Origin of the sequence: Flavobacterium agri, from assembly GCF_013401995.1 — a bacterium.
Classification (GTDB): Bacteria; Bacteroidota; Bacteroidia; order Flavobacteriales; family Flavobacteriaceae; genus Flavobacterium; species Flavobacterium agri.
Genome location: NZ_JACBJI010000003.1, coordinates 200,574 through 216,841, shown reverse-complemented (window position 1 = coordinate 216,841; position 16,268 = coordinate 200,574). Strand labels below are relative to the sequence as shown.

Genomic DNA, 16,268 nt, shown 5'->3' with positions numbered 1-16,268 from the left:
GATAAGCCGTATTTACTGACGCCGGGACCTGGTTACTGCAACAATTGCTTTTTTGACGAGCCTTGCGATTTTACCCGGCGATTTGTATTTAAGGTGCAAAGTCGCAATTTTTACAAACAATTTCAAATTTGACTTATCCCATACGTACAATTTCTCTAATTTTTCTTCGAGTTGTGCAAGTTGTGCGGAATCGAAGCGAGAACGGTAAACGGAACAAAGTTTAAGGTAGAAGGCCGCCGCGGCTTTGTTTTTGGATTGCTGCAGTCCTTTGTTTCCCGAAATGCTGTGACCCGAAATCCTGATGTTGACCACACCTTGGTCAAGGCTCAACACGTTGCCGAAATCGGATATTTCCAATACGGCCATAAGATCGGAATACCACGCGAGCGGAAAATCGGCAAAACCGGTTGCCCGCAACTTTTCAACACGAAAAATGTATTCGCCTAATGAGCTCCGGCTTTCGCGGAACAGGAAATCGGTCGACTTCTCCAATTCGGGATGTGTATAGACTTCGGAAATAGTACGTCCGGAATCGTCAATTTTAACCGACGCCATCCGGATCACGTTTACACCCTCGGTTTTATCGATATTGGCATGGAACGTACCGACAACATTGGGTTGCAATTGGTCGTCGTCTCCTAAAATCATCACCCAGCTTTCGTCCCTGATCATCGCCAGGCAACGTTCCCATTGGCTTACGAGGCTCGTTCCGCCAAGGTTTGTATCGAAAAAACGATATTCGAAATCGAAGCGGTCGCGGAACTTGTCGAGGATTGCCGTCGGATTTTCGGGGCTGTTGTCGTTGCCGATGTAAAGCCGGAACCTTTTGTCGGTTTGATTGGCGACAGACTCAAGCGCGTCTTCAAAAAAAACGGCTTTGTAATATGGAATGACGATCGCTAGCAATCGACCGCCGAATTGAGTTTCTCGAGAGCCAGAGCCATCCTGTCTCCGTCGGCACGCAATTGTTTACGGCCTTTCAAACCTTCTATGTAAAGATTCGGCAAATGGTGGATCAGGTTTTGGTCGAAATCGGAAATGCAGATCATTTTTTTTAAGCCTCCGTATTTGAAAATATCGGTATTGACCTTGCATTTCACGCTGTATACATTGCGTCGCGGTACGGCCATGTTGAGTTTTTTGCGCAATTTGTTGAGGATGCGGACATGCAAAGCCGGCGTAAAATCGTTTACGAGACTGGTGAAATCGAATTTCTTGCCCACTCGCACCAATTGCGCTTTGGTAATGATGAACGTGGCCTGGTGCAGGTTCGAGAAATAGGCGAATTTCTTTCCGCCGTGGCATTCTACCGAAGCGAAGTCCCATTCAAAGTCGAGATGGTAACCCGGATAATACTTGCCCGATCCCGCATCTTCGTATTGGATCAGACCGGAAATCCTGTCCTTTGGCAATATCTTCTCGTATTCGAGGTGCTTGTCGACATGGGTTTCGGTGAACAAATGGTCGTTTTCGCCATAGATGAAGATATCGTAGGCATCGCGATTTTCCCAAATCACTTTGCGGCATGTAAGCGGAAGCAGTTGGTAGTTGTCGAGCTTGAACACATTTACCTTGTCGATTCCTGCAATATCCAACGCTATATTGGAATTCACGACAACGGTAACTTCATAATTGCGGAAACATTTCAATCCGCCCACTACCTGGGCCAGGTAGTGTAACTGTTCGTCCCCGTAATTGACCAAAACGGCCAGGATTTTCAATTTATCTTGCGACATAGCTTTCAAATCTGCCAAAAAAGGCGATGCGAAGGTAGTGATAATATCAGTATTACTTATGCCGTTGCGCCTTGCGTTGGTTTTCGGCATCGGCAATCTGCAACAATTCCTTTACTTTTTCTATGCTTCTTTCCTTCGAATACAAAGTCGTGAAAAGTTGGCGGTTATGTTCTTTTTCAGTATCGGAAAGCGCACGAAGTTGTATCTCTGACCGCAACCCTTCGATATTTTCTATGTGCATACCGATATCCCTATAGTAGCGATAGACCGGGCTTTTGGCATTGAGGAATAATTTGGCGCCACGCATTCCCATGGCGATTATGTTTCCTACGCCTTGCTGGCGAATGTGATTGAAGACCAGTACGCCACAATTTGACACCAATTCCATATAAGCGTCCAATGGCATGAAATCGACCACGGGCACGAAATTCTTACCCAGGAGTTTTTTTCCGGATTCGATTACGAAGGCCACGTATTCTTCGCTTCCGCCGTAACTCAAAGGCACTATGACTTTTCGGTCGCCAAGATCCAATCTTGCCAGTTTCCCGAAGGCTTCAACATGGTTGTTGGTCGGATTGGCCGAATTGCCGACAAGAATATCCTTGCCCGTATTTAACGGAACATCGGGACTTGCGAACTGTTCGAGATAACCGTATGTGAATGGCGCCTCGATAGGAGAAACACCCATTTGCCGGACCAGTTCGTATTCTGTAGGAACGATGGGTACGACCATGTCGATCCGTTTCAAAGCTTGGAGCAGTTGGGCGCCGAAATACGATTCGAGCCTGTGTCTCAACGCGTTTTTCGCATTCGCTTTTTGGAATTTGCGCATCAGGAAAAACATGAAACGGTTCACTTTAAGCCGGTCTTTGAAACTCGGGGCGCTTTGGGTTTGCTTACGCGTGGTTTTTCCGTACATCTCACGCCGGAACATTTCCCACGAATTATACAGATCATAACCCCAAACGAACCATACTTTCAGGGTTTTATCGGGCAAAGCATTTACGATTTGTTGTTTGGGTGCGTTGAGCGCATGGAAAAAAAACAGCGCGTCTTCGTTTTCTTTGGCGATGTCGACAAAAAATTGGGGATACCCTTTTTCTTTGTAATGTACCGTCCGCACCTTTTCGGATTTGAAATAACGGTTGGCCTCGCCTGTGTTTTTAAGCACGAAATATTCGGAACATCCCGCCGCGGCAATCTCGAAGAGCTCAATGGCCGGATCGATGAACTTGTCGTCGTTGAAGATGTGGATGATTTTTGCCATAACGCTGCGTCAGGCTTTGGACCATTCGAATTTAGGCTTGATGTATCCGGGCTCGCGTCCCATGAAGATACCCATTCGCCTTTCGCCGTCGACCACCGTGAACGAAATGATATCGCGCTGCGAAAAAATCGATTTGCGCCTGTTCTCGACTACATAAATCGCGAGGCTGAAATTGCCCGACTGGAAAAAATCTTTGGGAATCACACATTTGATGCGGTTCTCGCCTTCCTGCATCGAGATCGGATTGTCGCCGTCGTGAAACGAGAACAATGCCTCACCGATGTCGTTGAACAGGTGATAGGTGATGTTATAGCGGTGCGCTTCGCTGGTATTGAAACGGATGCGCGTGGTAATTTCTATCGGATAATCTTCGGCCAACGGATCGTCTACGTCTTTACCAGTGTTTCTCAAAGCGATTTCTTCGAGGTCGAAAATCCCTCGTACGCCTACGTTTTGGTATTGGCGGCTATTGTTCGTCTCGGCATTTCCAGAGCCCAGGTAGAACGCCACGGCTTTATCGGCTTCCGAATTGATCTTGACCAAACCGTTCTCGAGCACGATCCCATGGTTGCAAAAACTTTTCACTGCAGCCATGTTGTGGCTTACGAACAAAACCGTCCTGCCTTGCCCTTTGCTGATGTCGCCCATCTTTCCGAGGCATTTTTTCTGGAATTCGGCATCACCTACTGCCAAAACCTCATCGACGATAAGGATTTCGCTTTCGAGGTGTGCAGCAACCGCAAAAGCCAAACGCACATACATTCCACTGCTGTAACGCTTTACGGGCGTATCTATATAGCGTTCGACTCCTGAAAAGTCGATGATTTCGTCGAGTTTGCGCGTGATTTCTTTTTTGCGCATTCCGAGAATGGCGCCGTTGAGATAGATGTTCTCACGTCCCGTCAGTTCCGGATGGAATCCTGTTCCCACCTCAAGCAAACTCGCGATGCGACCTTTCACTTTAATGGAACCCGTCGTGGGCGCCGTGACACGTGAAAGCAATTTGAGCAACGTACTTTTTCCGGCTCCGTTTCGGCCTATGATCCCGACCGCTTCGCCTTGTGCTATTTCGAAATTGATGTCGCGCAACGACCATACGATGTCGCTTTCGCCTTTGATACTGCGGTCGTTGGTTTCGCCTATTTTGAGAAAAGGGTCTTCCTGACCAAGAATTCGGGTGCGGATAAAGCGTTCGACATCGCGGGAAACCGTTCCTGTTCCGATTTGCCCGATCTGATATGCCTTGGAAACGTTTTCGACTTTGATGACTGTATCTCCTTTCATATCGTATCGACGAAGTTGCGTTCGGTTTTATTGAATATCAGCACGCCGGCGAGCAACAAAACAAGCGTTACCACAGCCGAATAAAAAAGGGATGCGTAATCGAATGCGCCGCTTCCCAAAAAAGCGTAGCGATACGCTTCTATGATGCCCGTCATCGGGTTGAGCTCCACGATCCATGCGAAATCCGGATGCTTTTGCTGCACGGTGTGCAACGGATAGACCACGGTCGTCCCGTACATGAGCAACTGAACGCCAAAACCTACGAGAAACGTCAAATCGCGGTATTTGGTAGTAAGCGCAGTAATGATCAGTCCTGTGCCTAACCCTAGCAACGCCATCATCACGACGAGTATCGGAAACAACAAAATCGCCGAAGTGAATCCGAAATCGTATCCTTTGAGGTAGAAGTACACCATACAGCACAAAAGCAACAGCAATTGCACTCCGAATCGCACCAAATTACTCACCACGATGCTCAACGGCATGATAAGGCGCGGAAAATACACCTTTCCGAAAATGCTCGCGTTGTCCCTGAAAACCGTGCTGGTCTTGGTGAGACATTCCGAAAAATACTGCCAGGCCGTAATCCCGCACAGGTAAAAAAGCGGTTTGGGCAAACCATCGGTACTGATTCCGGCGACGCTGCCAAAAACGAAAGTGTACACGATCGTCGTGAACATCGGTTGCAGGAAAAACCACAACGGACCCAAAACGGTCTGCTTGTAAAAGCTGATGAAATCGCGTTTGACGAACATGCGAAGCAAATCGCGATACCGCCAGACGTCGCGGAATTTCAAGTCGAAAAGGGAAGAATGCCCCTTGATGACCAAATCCCAATTCTCGTCTTTAGCTCTTGAATCCATGCTAAATGGGTTGATTTTTTGAACTGGCCGCAAAGATAGCAAAATGAAGCAACGGCGCGGCATTAAAATGATGATCGGCGATATGTTGAGGAAATTGTCGGCATACCGTAAAAATGCACATTTTCGATTACTTTTGCCAATAATTCATCGCCTTGTTTTCATTCTTCAAAAATAAAACCGTTCTCGACGACCTGATCCCGAAAGACCACGTCGACTTCCATTCCCATATACTTTTCGGTATAGACGACGGCGCCAAGACGCCCGAAGATTCGCTTTTGCTCGCAAAGTCGCTTCAGGACAAAGGTTGCTCCCAATTGATCACCACGCCTCACGTGATGTATTCGGTTTGGGAGAACACGTCCGAAGGCATACTGTCACGTCTGAAACAAACCCAAACCATGCTGCAACAGCACGGGGTTTCGATACCGGTACGCGCCGCAGCCGAATACCTGATAGACAGTTTTTTCGTCCAAAGGCTAAAATCGGAAGAGTTGTTGACGATCGGAGGCAATCATGTGCTCGTTGAAATGTCGTATCTCAATGCGCCTATCCAATTGTACGACATCATTTTCGAGATTCAGCTGGCCGGATACACTCCTGTTTTGGCACATCCCGAACGGTATTCTTTCTACCATCGGAATTTCAAGGAATATGCGAAACTCAAGGACGCCGGTTGCAAGTTCCAGGTGAACCTGCTTTCTGCTGTGGGTTATTACGGACAAAGCGTCGCCGAAACTGCCGATCGTTTGCTCAGCGAGGATTATATCGATTTTGCGGGATCGGACGTACATCATTCGCGTCACATCGCCGCCTTTTCCAAACGACTGGTCATCAAATCCGAGAAAAAACTCGAACAAGCGCTGTTGAACAACGCGATTTTCAAGTTTTAAGGCTTTTCGGTAAACCGCTTCCACCAAGGTTTCTTCTCTTCTTCCTGACCGTAGCCGTATCCATAGCCATAGCCGTAACCATAGCCGTAACCATAGCCGTACGATTTGGCCCAGATGGTATCGTTGAGCAACAAGGCCATGTTAGGCAGCTTGCCTTCGTTGTAGAACGATTGTACGATGCGCAACAAACGCTTGTCGAAATAATTCGCACGCATCACGTAAATGAACGCATCCATGTGTTTGGCGATCAATAACGTATCGGTAACCAGACTAACCGGAGCCGTATCGACAATAATGTAATCGTACTTGGTCTTGAGCTCGTCGAAAAGATTCGACAATTTGCTGTTCATGAGCAAATCGACCGGGTTTGGCGGCACAACGCCCGACGGTAACACGTCGAAATGATCGTAACCTTCGAGCTTGACGAGATAATTCGAAATATCCTCATTGTTCTTGGCCAGATAGTTCGTAAGTCCTTTTGAAGGCAGTTTTACGTATTTGTCGATTTTCGGATTTCGGATATCGAGACCCACAAGCAATACTTTTTTACCCGAAAGCGCAATGGTACTCGCCATGTTGATCGCGATGAACGTCTTGCCTTCTTTGGGAACGGTCGAGGTCACGGCAACGGTTTTGGCTTTTCCTTCAGGAACATGGGCCAAAAGGAATTCGAGGTTCGTGCGTACGATGCGGATCGCTTCGGCCGAACTCGAACGGCTGCTCGCGTTGATGATCTCGTTCTCGGTTTCCGATTTCGGGATGTCGCCAAGGAATGGCGCGCCAATTTTTGACTCGACATCGCTGCGGGTCTTGATTTTGGTATCAAGAAGATTCCTAAGATAAATGAGCACGAACGGAATGATCAATCCTAACGCGAATCCGGCTAGGTAAATCACGTTTCTCTTTGGCGCGACCGGAGAATCGGTAGCCATAGCCGCGTCGATAACCTTGGCATTAGGAGCGGTCACGGCAAGCGAAATTGCAATTTCCTCGCGCTTTTGCAACAAATAGATATAAAGGGCTTCCTTGATTTTCTGCTGGCGGTCGATTACGCGGAATTCACGTTCCTGACTCGGAATCTGCGAAATTTTACCCGAGACCATGTTCACTTGCTTTTCAAGATCCGACTTCCTGATCCTCAACGAAGCCAGCAAACGTTGCAGGTTTTGAGCGATCGTCGTGCGTTGATCGTCAAGGCTGCGCATCGCCACTTGTACAACGGAGTTCTTTTCTGTTCCGCCTTTCCTGTAACGCGCCAATTGGATCACTTGCTCGTTATAAGTCGTAATCGAAGCCGCAGCAGGCGCATCGTTCGGAATAAGGTTGATTGGAATCGGGTCGTATTTGGGTGCGGTTTCCAAATAATCGATCATCGACTGGACAATACGCAACTGGGTTTCCGTTTCGATGAGTTCCTTTTCGAATATCACCGAATTCTGCAGGTAAATCCCCGCATCCGAAGCGATATCGGTCAATCGGTTCGACTGCTTGAAACGGGCCGCGTCCTTTTCGACGTCGCCAAGTTGTACCGAAATCGAATCAAGACGGTCGGCTATGAATTTTTCGGTGTTTTCGGAAATGTATTTCTTATCGGCGATCGCGTCCTTGTTGTACATGTCAATGATTGCGTTGAGCATGTCTTCGGATCTTGTTTTTATGCGATCGGTAAGCGTCAATTCCACTACGCTTGAGTTCTTGCCTTTTGGCGCGAGTTCAAGGCTGTTTTTGTATCGAAGTACGGCCGAGGCGAGTTTCTTGATTTTGACGGTAAATTCGAATTCGAGGTCGGATTTGTCTTTAATCGTCGGATTCTTGGTCACGATTATCTTAAATGCATCGAAAGCAATCGTGTGTCCGTAGCGGAATTTACCATATGACGTTCCTCCGGCTGACAATAATTCGAATTGGGAATCAGAGACCGATTTGACCGTAAACGATCTTTCCTTTTGATAGAATTTCTCGCTTACGCCGAAAAAATAGATGTCGACCGGCTTGTCTTTGTACATTTCGATCGTTTTGACGCGACCTTGTGTGTAATATTCGACATTCCCGAATTGCTCTTTCACGGCTTTTTCGACGATCGAACGCGACTGGATCACTTCGATCTCGTTGTCGAGTACGCTTTTCACGCCTGTAGCCAAACCAAGATCGGAAAGTGCCGTAAGCTCGGAAGCCAATCCGCCTTTGCGATCGTCCTTGACTAGAATCGAGGCCGAACTTTTGTACATCGGCACACTATATCGCAAAAAAAGCATCGCCAGCACGACGCAAACGATTACCGAAAGCAGGAACCACTTCCAGTATACGAGGTATTTCTCGAGTTCCTCGCGGATGTTCAGACTGTCGTCCTGTGCGGGTTTTGACGAAAGAGAAGAGTGTTCGGGCAGCATTATCTTAAAATTACTATGGTGGCAATCGTCACGAGAATCGACGCGACCGAAATGTAAAGTGTAGTATTGGGTCCGACCGAAGACGATTTGACCCGCGTATTGTTCGGCTCGACGACGATCACATCGTTTTGCGAAAGATAGTAGTAAGGCGAATTGACGAAATCAGTGTTGGTGATGTCGACGCGCGTGAACGATTTTTTACCTTCGGCCTCGCGGATCACGAGAATGTTGTTGCGCTTGCCGTAAATGGTCAAATCGCCGGCGTTGCTCAAGGCTTCGAGCAAGGTGATGCGTTCGCTTGGCACGGTGAAACTTCCGGGTTTGGAAACCTCCCCGAGTACCGAAACCTTATAATTCAGGATTCTCAAGTTGATCGAAGGATTGGTAATGTATTCCGAAACCGATCGTGTGAGTTTATTGACCGCTTCGGTACGTGTCAAACCTCCGAGTTGGACTTTTCCGATCACGGGAAAATCAATATTGCCGAAATTATCGATCAGGTAGGTCTTGATGCCATTCTGGTTGTTGTCTACCTGATAATTGCCCTGTATCGCCGGAAGGTTGAACGGTACGGTCACCTCTGGCGTCTCGGCCGAAACGATGATGCTCAACAAGTCGTCGGGTTTGAGCGTAGGCTCGTAATTCTGCAATTGGCTTTGCTTGGCGTTGTCGGCATCCTGCATATACGCTATATCCTTTCGGGTAGCACAAGAAGTGGCGATCACAAGAAAAAGAAGGACAAAAACACCTTTAAAACGCAGCATAAATTAGATTGATTGCTTTACAAATATAAATGACCGAGGTCTTACAGGGAAATATTTTCGCGGAAATCGAGGGTTTCGAAAACAGAGTTCATACTCTTGAATTCGGGCACTATTTTCTTCATGCGGAACACGATTTCCTCGTTCGACACTTTGCCGCAAATCTCGCGAAGATCTTCGACCGAATTGCTTACATCTTCGAAATCGTCCCAAGTATCGACCGCGATCATGATCTGGTTGTTGTGCGTCGGCAACGTCTTTGAATTATCGTTGAGCAATTCCTCGTACAATTTCTCGCCCGGACGCAATCCTATGATCTTGATCTCGATTTCCTTGTCTGGCGTATAACCCGCAAGACGTATCATTTTCTTGGCCAGGTCGATGATTTTTACGGGTTGGCCCATGTCGAAGATGTAGATTTCACCTCCGTTGCCCATTGCGCCCGCTTCGAGAACGAGTTGACAAGCTTCGGGAATCGTCATGAAATACCGTATGATTTCGGGATGCGTGATCGTTATCGGACCGCCTTCCTGAATTTGTTTGGTAAACAATGGCACGATCGACCCGTTCGAACCCAATACGTTTCCGAAACGCGTCGTAATAAATTTGGTGACGACCTTGTTTTTCTTTTGCGACATGAAATGCAGCGCCTGCACGTATTTCTCGGCAATGCGCTTGCTCGCGCCCATTACGCTGCTAGGATTGACGGCTTTGTCGGTCGACACCATCACGAATCGCTCCACGTGGTATTTGAGCGACAGGTCGGCGAGGTGTTTTGTTCCCGCCACGTTGGTATAAATGGCTTGGTCCGGATGCTCTTCCATGAGCGGAACGTGCTTGTAAGCCGCCGCATGATAAACCACATCGGGCTTATACGTCGAAAATACCTGTTCGAGCGCTTGTTTGTTCCTGATATCGGCAAGCACGCTGAAAATCTGAGTGCCGTTGTCCTGGGCTTCGGCAATCTCGAGCGTCAAATTGTGCAAAGGCGTTTCGGCCTGGTCGAGCATGATGATGCGCGAAGGTCCGAACTGATACACCTGACGCGTGATTTCACTACCGATAGAACCTGCAGCTCCGGTAATCAGTATCGTTTTGCCGTGAAGCTGGTTCGAAATGGCTTTGGTATCGAGTACGATCGGTTTGCGTTCGAGCAAATCCTCAATTTCGAACGATTTGAGTTGTTTGGATATCTGCTGCGTGTCTTCCCAATCGGAAATCAACGGAACCGTATAGACTTTAAAATTGTACTCAAGGCATTCCTCGACGAGTTTGATCGTCTCTTCCTTGGTCATGCTTTTTTCGGCAATGATGATCGCATCGGCCTTCATCGCACGCATGATTACGTGTATGCTGCGATTTTGGTTGATGATCGGCACGTTCAGAATACTCTTCGACGTTTTCGTCTGATTGAACTTATCGACAAAGCCCAAAAGACGGAATCGCGCCGGAACTTCGGATTTTAACGCGTTGGCGACCGAAATCGCATTGGCATCGGCACCGTAAATCACCGCTCCTATCAACTTCTTGCCGTCTTCGATGTTCATGTATCGCTCGAACATGTACTTGACCATGATGCGGAACAGGAACAACAGCAAAAACGAAATCACATAACTGATGAAAAGCCCCGTACTCAAATACAATTTCTTGCCGAAGTACATTTGCCACAGATAATTGATCGAGAGCAAAGCGACGAACGAAGACGAAGCGGAAACCAACAGTTTCACCCCGTCGATGAACGTGGAGTGCCTGATGATCCCGGAATACGTGCGGTAAAAAAGGAAAAATAAAGCGTTGACACCTATGATGAGCCCGTAGCGGATCGGAAGGTTCAACGTTCGATAATGCGGGTGGAGTTCGGTAAGGCTCGAAACGATGATGTAGGTGACGAAATTCGCCGCAACGACGATACATACGTCAATCAGGAAAATGATCCAGCGTGGCAAATAGCCTATATTGCGAAAACGTCTGCCCGAGACACCTTTCATTATTTCCGCAAAAATTGAACTACTCATCTTCTTTACCCCTTAACTGTTGCCAAAATTATAACTTTTTCAATGCATCTCTGCCGAAAAATCGATAAGTTACATCTTTTTCACAAAAAAATCGTCGAAAACCTGTTTAATCCTTTCAATTTCTTCAATCTGAAGATTAGAACCCGACGGAAGACACAAACCGTTGTCAAAAAGTGTCTCGCTTACATTTGTTCCGTAGTAGTCGCTTTCGGAAAAAACTGGCTGCAAGTGCATTGGCTTCCAAAGCGGACGGCTTTCTATGTTCGCCGCCTCGAGTGCAAGCCTCAAATCTTCGCGCGTTTTGCCCACCACGATCGGGTCGATAACGATAGCGCTGAGCCAATGATTCGAGAAATAATCGGCATTCGGCTCAGTTAGAACTGTAACACCTTCGATTGCCGAAAAATAGTCGGAATAGAACGAATTGACCTTTCGTCTGAGCGATATGTGCTTTTCTAGCACTTCCATCTGGCCGCGTCCGATACCGGCGCAAATGTTGCTCAAACGGTAATTGTGACCGATTTCACTATGTTGGTAATGCGGCGCGTTGTCGCGTGCCTGAGTGGCCAAAAACACCGCTTTTTCCTTGATGTTCTTGTGTTTGGACACCAAAGCGCCTCCGCCCGAAGTCGTGATGATCTTGTTGCCGTTGAACGACAAGATGGAAATGTCGCCGAACGTGCCGCACTTTCGGCCTTTGTACGTACTACCCAAAGCCTCGGCGCTGTCTTCTACGATCGGAACGCCGTATTTGTCGGCAACCGCCCGCAATTCATCGGCCTTAAAAGGCATTCCGTACAAATGTACCGCAACGATCGCTTTTGGCTTTTTGCCTTTTTTGCTCAAGTCGAGCAAGGCTTCGTCGAGCGCTTTCGGGCACATGTTCCAGGTTTCGGGCTCGCTGTCCACGAAAACCGGAGTCGCGCATTGATAGGCAATCGGATTGGCCGAAGCCGAAAACGTAAAACTTTGGCAAACCACGATATCCGACGGTTTCACATCGAGAAGGATCAAAGCCAGATGAATCGCCGCCGTACCCGAACTCAACGCCGCGACATGCGATCCGTTACCCAGGAAATTCTCGAGGTCACTTTCAAATCCGTTTACGTTAGGCCCTAAAGGTGCTACCCAATTCGTATCGAAAGCTTCCTGGACGTATTTTTGCTCGTTTCCGCCCATGTGAGGCGAAGACAACCATATTTTTGAAGGTTGTGTCATGATTGGGGTACTGCTGTTTTGATTACTTTGCCGGGATTTCCGACGACGGTAGAAAAATCGGGAACGTCTTTGATGATTACGGCTCCGGCACCGATGATGCATTTCTCGCCTATCAGCTTCACACCCGAAATGATTGTCGCGCCCATTCCGACGAACGTATCTTTGCGAAAATGTATATTACCTCCGAGGTTGCATCCGTTGGCGACGAAAACGCCTTCTTCGAAAAACGTATCGTGACCTACGCTGATGCACATGCTCAACATTACGTAATCGGACAAGGTCGCATTGGGCATCACGACCGTTCCGGGCATCACGTAATTGCCTTTTCCCATATTCGTATTCGGGCCTACGACCGATGATTTATGGATGAAATTCGGCAATTCATATCCCAAAGAACGCGCATACTTAAGCAGCTTCACACGGATTTTGTTGTTTCCGATCGGGCAATAGACGCCTTGCGCCTTATCGTGCAATTCCTCGAGCAATTTGACACCTCCCAAAACGGGAACGCCCAAAATCTCGGTGCCGTGCAGCGCTTCGTTATCGTCTACAAAACCTACGATGCGCACGGGCTCGTTCTGGTCGAGCATGTAATTATACAGAACGTTGCTGTAATTTCCGGCGCCTATGATGATGCAATCCATTAGTTCTCTCCGTTAAATTTTGGCATGATGAGTTCCTTGCTCGCGTTGACGTCTTTCGCGCCGACGATTTTTCCGACCGTTTTGAACAAAATCTTCATATCTAAAGCGAAACTCAAATTATTGACATAATACAAATCGTAAGCGAATTTCTGTTGCCAGCTGATGCTGTTGCGGCCATTGATCTGTGCCCAACCCGTAATTCCCGGACGCACGTCGTGGCGATGACGCTGTTCTGGCTTATAAAGCGGGATGTACTCGGGCAAAAGCGGACGCGGCCCAATCAAACTCATGTCGCCTTTCAAAACGTTGATGAGCTGCGGAATCTCATCCAGCGACGATTTCCTCACAAATGCGCCGAGTGGCGTGATGCGCTCGATGTTCGGCAGCAAATTCCCGTCGGCATCCTTGCGGTCGTTCATCGTCTTGAATTTGATGATCTTGAAGATGCGCTCGTTTTTTCCGGGGCGTAATTGGTAAAAGAACGGTTTTCCGTCGTTCGAGATCGACAGGATCACAATGACGACTATAAAGATCGGCGACAGCAAAAGCAATCCGACGAGGGCGGCCAAAAAATCGATGCAACGCTTAAGAAAACCTTTATACATGTCGTTTTTTAAGTTGGCCAAAGGTAGGCAAATTCGAGAAAAATCAGGGTTTGAGCGCGCGATATTCTTCTAAAATGGCGTTCCAGACGAAGCTTTGTTCGTAACGTTCCTTGATTTCCTGTCGTGAATTGTCACGCATTTTCTGGCGCAGAACGTTGTCGTTTAGCAGTTTCAACATGGCGTCATGCAACGCGTTTTCATCTTCTACGGGTACGATCAGACCGTTTTTGCCCTGTGTTATGATTTCGTTACATCCGTTGATGTCGCTCACGATTGCCGGAAGTCGCATGGCCGCGGCCTGAAGCACGACATTCGGAAAACCTTCGCGATAACTCGGGAAAGTAAGGATGTCGCTCGCCAAAAAGTACGGGCGTACTTCGGTTTGGTAACCCGTTTCTATGATGTTTTTGTTGGATGCGATTTTCGATTTCGTCTGCTCGTCCAGCGGATCGAGATCGGGTTCATATCGTCCGACGAGCAATAGTTTCGCTTTCGGGTTTTCGGAACCGATTCGGTCGAAAGCCGAAATCAACTCGCGGATTCCTTTGTCCTTTACCAATCTTCCGATGAAGATAAAAACGACATCATCGCTTGCAATTCCAAGACTTTGGCGCAAATCTGAAACCTCTTTTTCGGAAAATAGGCTTGGGTCGAAAAACGACGTATCGATTCCGTTCGAACTCCCATTGCCCAAAACTTTGAGTTTTTCGGGTTTGCAATAACCGTTTTGGATGATGATGTCGCGCAATCCGTACGAATTCGGATAGACTTTCGTCGCCGCCGAATACGTTATTTTCTCTACGAAATCGAGCAGTTTGCGTTTCTTTCCTTTCGCGACGAGCAGCGGTAATCCGGCGACCGTGTGCAAACGATGCGGAACGCCGGCCAGTTTCGCGGCCATCATGCCGACGGTTCCGGCTTTTGGCGTATGCGAATGCACGATGAACGGTTTTTCTGTTTTGAGGTAGCGGTACAATTGCCACAACGCTTTCAGATCCTGGATCGGTGTGAGTTTTCGCGTGAGTCCGACGGCATGGGTTTCGATTTTTTGGGCTTTTCCGAAAGCGGCCAAACGTTCGGGTTCTGAAGAAACCGCCTTGATTTCGAAATGTTCTTTCATGAATCCGATTTGGCCCGAAAGCAATTTTTCGAGCGAAATCGGGACAGTCGTGACGCGTATGATTTTTTTCTTTTCTGACATTAGGACTGGTTTTCGAGCAAATGCCTGATGTTGTTCTTTACGATGCGGTATTTTCCGCTTTTCTCTACCGGAATTTCCTCTACGATTTCGAGCAAAATGGTCATTTTTTGACCCACGCGGTCGCGCCAGTTCGAAAGGAATTTCGCCTCGATTTCGGGCGTATATATTTTTTCGTCGATTACGAGTTTGATGATGATCGTATCGAGAGTGTTCTGCAACACCTGGAAACGCACGATTCCTTTGGTGTCTTTTAGCGTATTGGACACATTTCCGAGGTTGATCTTTCCGATTTCGGGCGAATACACATAATCGTCGATTCTTCCGTGGATGGCTTTCACAAGCGGGTTGTGGTTGCCGCAATTGCAGGTTTCGTCGCTGAGTTCGAGCCTGTCGCCGATGTCGTACCGGATAAGCGGCGTGCCTTCGGTAGTGAACGATGTGAGTATCAAACGGCCGTTGCTTGTCGGGTTGTCGTTTTCATCCAAAACCTCAAAAACACCGCTTTGGAGCTCGATGTGAAGCTTGCCTTTCCCGCATTCGAAAATAAAAGGCGCGCCTTCGGACGAAGCGTACTGGTCGTAAACCTTGGTCTTGAAATAACTCTCTAGCGTTTCGCGCAACAAAGGCGTCACGGTTTCGGCCGTCGGGAAAATGGCTTTGATCGTATTCGCCGGAAACTCGATGCCGTGATTTTTGCCGTATCTCGCGATCTCGAGCATCGTCGACGGGAATCCGACCATGAATTCGGGTTTGAAATCGATCAGGTTTTGCACGTAATATCCCAAAAACTTTTCGTGGATGTGGAACGTCGAATAATAACGCACCTTGTACCAATTATCGGTTTTCCAGAAACGGTTGCGCTTGATATCGTTCGAAGTCAGCAAGCTTTTACCCGAAAACCAAGCCGTCTTTTTACCCAATTCATAGCCCGCGCGCGATCGGAACTCGTCGAGCATCGCGAATCGCTCCTGCGTATTCTCTGGTTTGTACAGCACCTGAAGCGATTTTCCGGTAGTGCCTCCGGTTTTGGCGAGATTGCCCTGGTCTTTCGAAATCGTGTACACGTCGTCGATATGGCTTCTCAAATCCTCTTTGCCAAGAATCGGAAGTTTGCTTATGTTGTCGAGATTTTCGGCATCGGCGATTCCCGCGAATTTCTGTTGATAGAATCTCGAATCGGAAACGGCCTTGCGGATGAATTCGGCATACCGCTCGCGTTGGATCGCCTCGAGTTGCGGCAACGTCAGGTTGCGGTTTTCACGAGCCTTTTGCAGGTAATCGTGGTATTTTCCGCCATAGCGTTTTTTGTAGGCTTTGATATTGTAGAACGTCACCATCCATTCCTGTACGAAATTGGGGCTTTTGGCAAAGAATTTTTCGATGATCGGATGCAT

General features: G+C 47.9%; 14 protein-coding genes. 1 reads left to right on the top strand and 13 read right to left on the bottom strand.

The window, feature by feature from the left end:
- Positions 1 to 12 precede the first annotated feature (12 nt).
- Genes HZF10_RS08295 through HZF10_RS08275 form a run of 5 tightly spaced genes read right to left on the bottom strand, consistent with a single transcriptional unit; the run spans position 13 to position 5,150 of the window.
- Positions 13 to 906, bottom strand: a complete 894-nt coding sequence (locus HZF10_RS08295) for a glycosyltransferase family 2 protein (RefSeq protein ID WP_176005729.1) — start codon at positions 904 to 906, stop codon at positions 13 to 15.
- A complete protein-coding gene (locus HZF10_RS08290) occupies positions 900 to 1,736 on the bottom strand; it encodes a hypothetical protein (RefSeq protein ID WP_176005728.1) in 837 nt (278 codons plus the stop codon). Before HZF10_RS08290 ends, HZF10_RS08295 begins: the two co-directional genes overlap by 7 nt.
- A 52-nt stretch (positions 1,737 to 1,788) precedes the next feature.
- On the bottom strand, positions 1,789 to 3,003 hold the full coding sequence (locus tag HZF10_RS08285; RefSeq protein ID WP_176005727.1) for a TDP-N-acetylfucosamine:lipid II N-acetylfucosaminyltransferase family protein: 1,215 nt from the start codon (positions 3,001 to 3,003) through the stop codon (positions 1,789 to 1,791).
- Positions 3,004 to 3,012: 9 nt separating this feature from the next.
- Positions 3,013 to 4,287 carry an ABC transporter ATP-binding protein gene (locus HZF10_RS08280; RefSeq protein WP_176005726.1) on the bottom strand — a complete coding sequence of 425 codons (1,275 nt, stop codon included), beginning with the start codon at positions 4,285 to 4,287 and terminating at the stop codon, positions 3,013 to 3,015.
- On the bottom strand, positions 4,284 to 5,150 hold the full coding sequence (locus tag HZF10_RS08275; protein WP_176005725.1) for an ABC transporter permease: 867 nt from the start codon (positions 5,148 to 5,150) through the stop codon (positions 4,284 to 4,286). Before HZF10_RS08275 ends, HZF10_RS08280 begins: the two co-directional genes overlap by 4 nt.
- 152 nt (positions 5,151 to 5,302) lie before the next feature.
- Here HZF10_RS08275 and HZF10_RS08270 point away from each other — a divergent pair, with 152 nt between their 5' ends.
- Entirely contained in the window at positions 5,303 to 6,040 is a 738-nt protein-coding gene (locus tag HZF10_RS08270) for a tyrosine-protein phosphatase (RefSeq protein ID WP_176005724.1), read from the top strand.
- Here HZF10_RS08270 and HZF10_RS08265 read toward each other — a convergent pair.
- From HZF10_RS08265 to HZF10_RS08230, 8 genes are all read right to left on the bottom strand, one after another.
- On the bottom strand, positions 6,037 to 8,430 hold the full coding sequence (locus HZF10_RS08265) for a GumC family protein (RefSeq protein ID WP_176005723.1): 2,394 nt from the start codon (positions 8,428 to 8,430) through the stop codon (positions 6,037 to 6,039). The genes HZF10_RS08270 and HZF10_RS08265 overlap by 4 nt on opposite strands.
- On the bottom strand, positions 8,430 to 9,194 hold the full coding sequence (locus HZF10_RS08260) for a polysaccharide biosynthesis/export family protein (RefSeq protein WP_176005722.1): 765 nt from the start codon (positions 9,192 to 9,194) through the stop codon (positions 8,430 to 8,432). The genes HZF10_RS08265 and HZF10_RS08260 overlap by 1 nt, the downstream gene beginning before the upstream one ends.
- Positions 9,195 to 9,235: 41 nt before the next feature.
- On the bottom strand, positions 9,236 to 11,137 hold the full coding sequence (locus HZF10_RS08255) for a polysaccharide biosynthesis protein (protein ID WP_246282512.1): 1,902 nt from the start codon (positions 11,135 to 11,137) through the stop codon (positions 9,236 to 9,238).
- Positions 11,138 to 11,275: 138 nt separating this feature from the next.
- Positions 11,276 to 12,424 (bottom strand): DegT/DnrJ/EryC1/StrS family aminotransferase, encoded by a 1,149-nt coding sequence (locus HZF10_RS08250; RefSeq protein WP_176005720.1) that lies wholly within the window; start codon positions 12,422 to 12,424, stop codon positions 11,276 to 11,278.
- Positions 12,421 to 13,068 (bottom strand): acetyltransferase, encoded by a 648-nt coding sequence (locus HZF10_RS08245; RefSeq protein ID WP_176005719.1) that lies wholly within the window; start codon positions 13,066 to 13,068, stop codon positions 12,421 to 12,423. The genes HZF10_RS08250 and HZF10_RS08245 overlap by 4 nt, the downstream gene beginning before the upstream one ends.
- Positions 13,068 to 13,673 (bottom strand): sugar transferase, encoded by a 606-nt coding sequence (locus HZF10_RS08240; protein WP_176005718.1) that lies wholly within the window; start codon positions 13,671 to 13,673, stop codon positions 13,068 to 13,070. The genes HZF10_RS08245 and HZF10_RS08240 overlap by 1 nt, the downstream gene beginning before the upstream one ends.
- 43 nt (positions 13,674 to 13,716) lie before the next feature.
- Positions 13,717 to 14,874 (bottom strand): glycosyltransferase family 4 protein, encoded by a 1,158-nt coding sequence (locus HZF10_RS08235; protein WP_176005717.1) that lies wholly within the window; start codon positions 14,872 to 14,874, stop codon positions 13,717 to 13,719.
- Complete coding sequence (locus tag HZF10_RS08230; RefSeq protein ID WP_217703362.1) at positions 14,874 to 16,268, bottom strand: phenylacetate--CoA ligase family protein; 1,395 nt, start codon at positions 16,266 to 16,268, stop codon at positions 14,874 to 14,876. Before HZF10_RS08230 ends, HZF10_RS08235 begins: the two co-directional genes overlap by 1 nt.

Excerpts from the sequence above, each read along its gene's own strand:
- HZF10_RS08290 (WP_176005728.1), bottom strand. The coding sequence starts at position 1,736 with ATGTCGCAAGATAAATTGAAAATCCTGGCCGTTTTGGTCAATTACGGG.
- HZF10_RS08245 (WP_176005719.1), bottom strand. The coding sequence starts at position 13,068 with ATGGATTGCATCATCATAGGCGCCGGAAATTACAGCAACGTTCTGTAT.
- HZF10_RS08250 (WP_176005720.1), bottom strand. The coding sequence starts at position 12,424 with ATGACACAACCTTCAAAAATATGGTTGTCTTCGCCTCACATGGGCGGA.
- HZF10_RS08265 (WP_176005723.1), bottom strand. The coding sequence starts at position 8,430 with ATGCTGCCCGAACACTCTTCTCTTTCGTCAAAACCCGCACAGGACGAC.
- HZF10_RS08230 (WP_217703362.1), bottom strand. The coding sequence starts at position 16,268 with ATGCATCCGATCATCGAAAAATTCTTTGCCAAAAGCCCCAATTTCGTA.
- HZF10_RS08235 (WP_176005717.1), bottom strand. The coding sequence starts at position 14,874 with ATGTCAGAAAAGAAAAAAATCATACGCGTCACGACTGTCCCGATTTCG.
- HZF10_RS08260 (WP_176005722.1), bottom strand. The coding sequence starts at position 9,194 with ATGCTGCGTTTTAAAGGTGTTTTTGTCCTTCTTTTTCTTGTGATCGCC.
- HZF10_RS08285 (WP_176005727.1), bottom strand. The coding sequence starts at position 3,003 with ATGGCAAAAATCATCCACATCTTCAACGACGACAAGTTCATCGATCCG.
- HZF10_RS08240 (WP_176005718.1), bottom strand. The coding sequence starts at position 13,673 with ATGTATAAAGGTTTTCTTAAGCGTTGCATCGATTTTTTGGCCGCCCTC.
- HZF10_RS08280 (WP_176005726.1), bottom strand. The coding sequence starts at position 4,287 with ATGAAAGGAGATACAGTCATCAAAGTCGAAAACGTTTCCAAGGCATAT.
- HZF10_RS08275 (WP_176005725.1), bottom strand. The coding sequence starts at position 5,150 with ATGGATTCAAGAGCTAAAGACGAGAATTGGGATTTGGTCATCAAGGGG.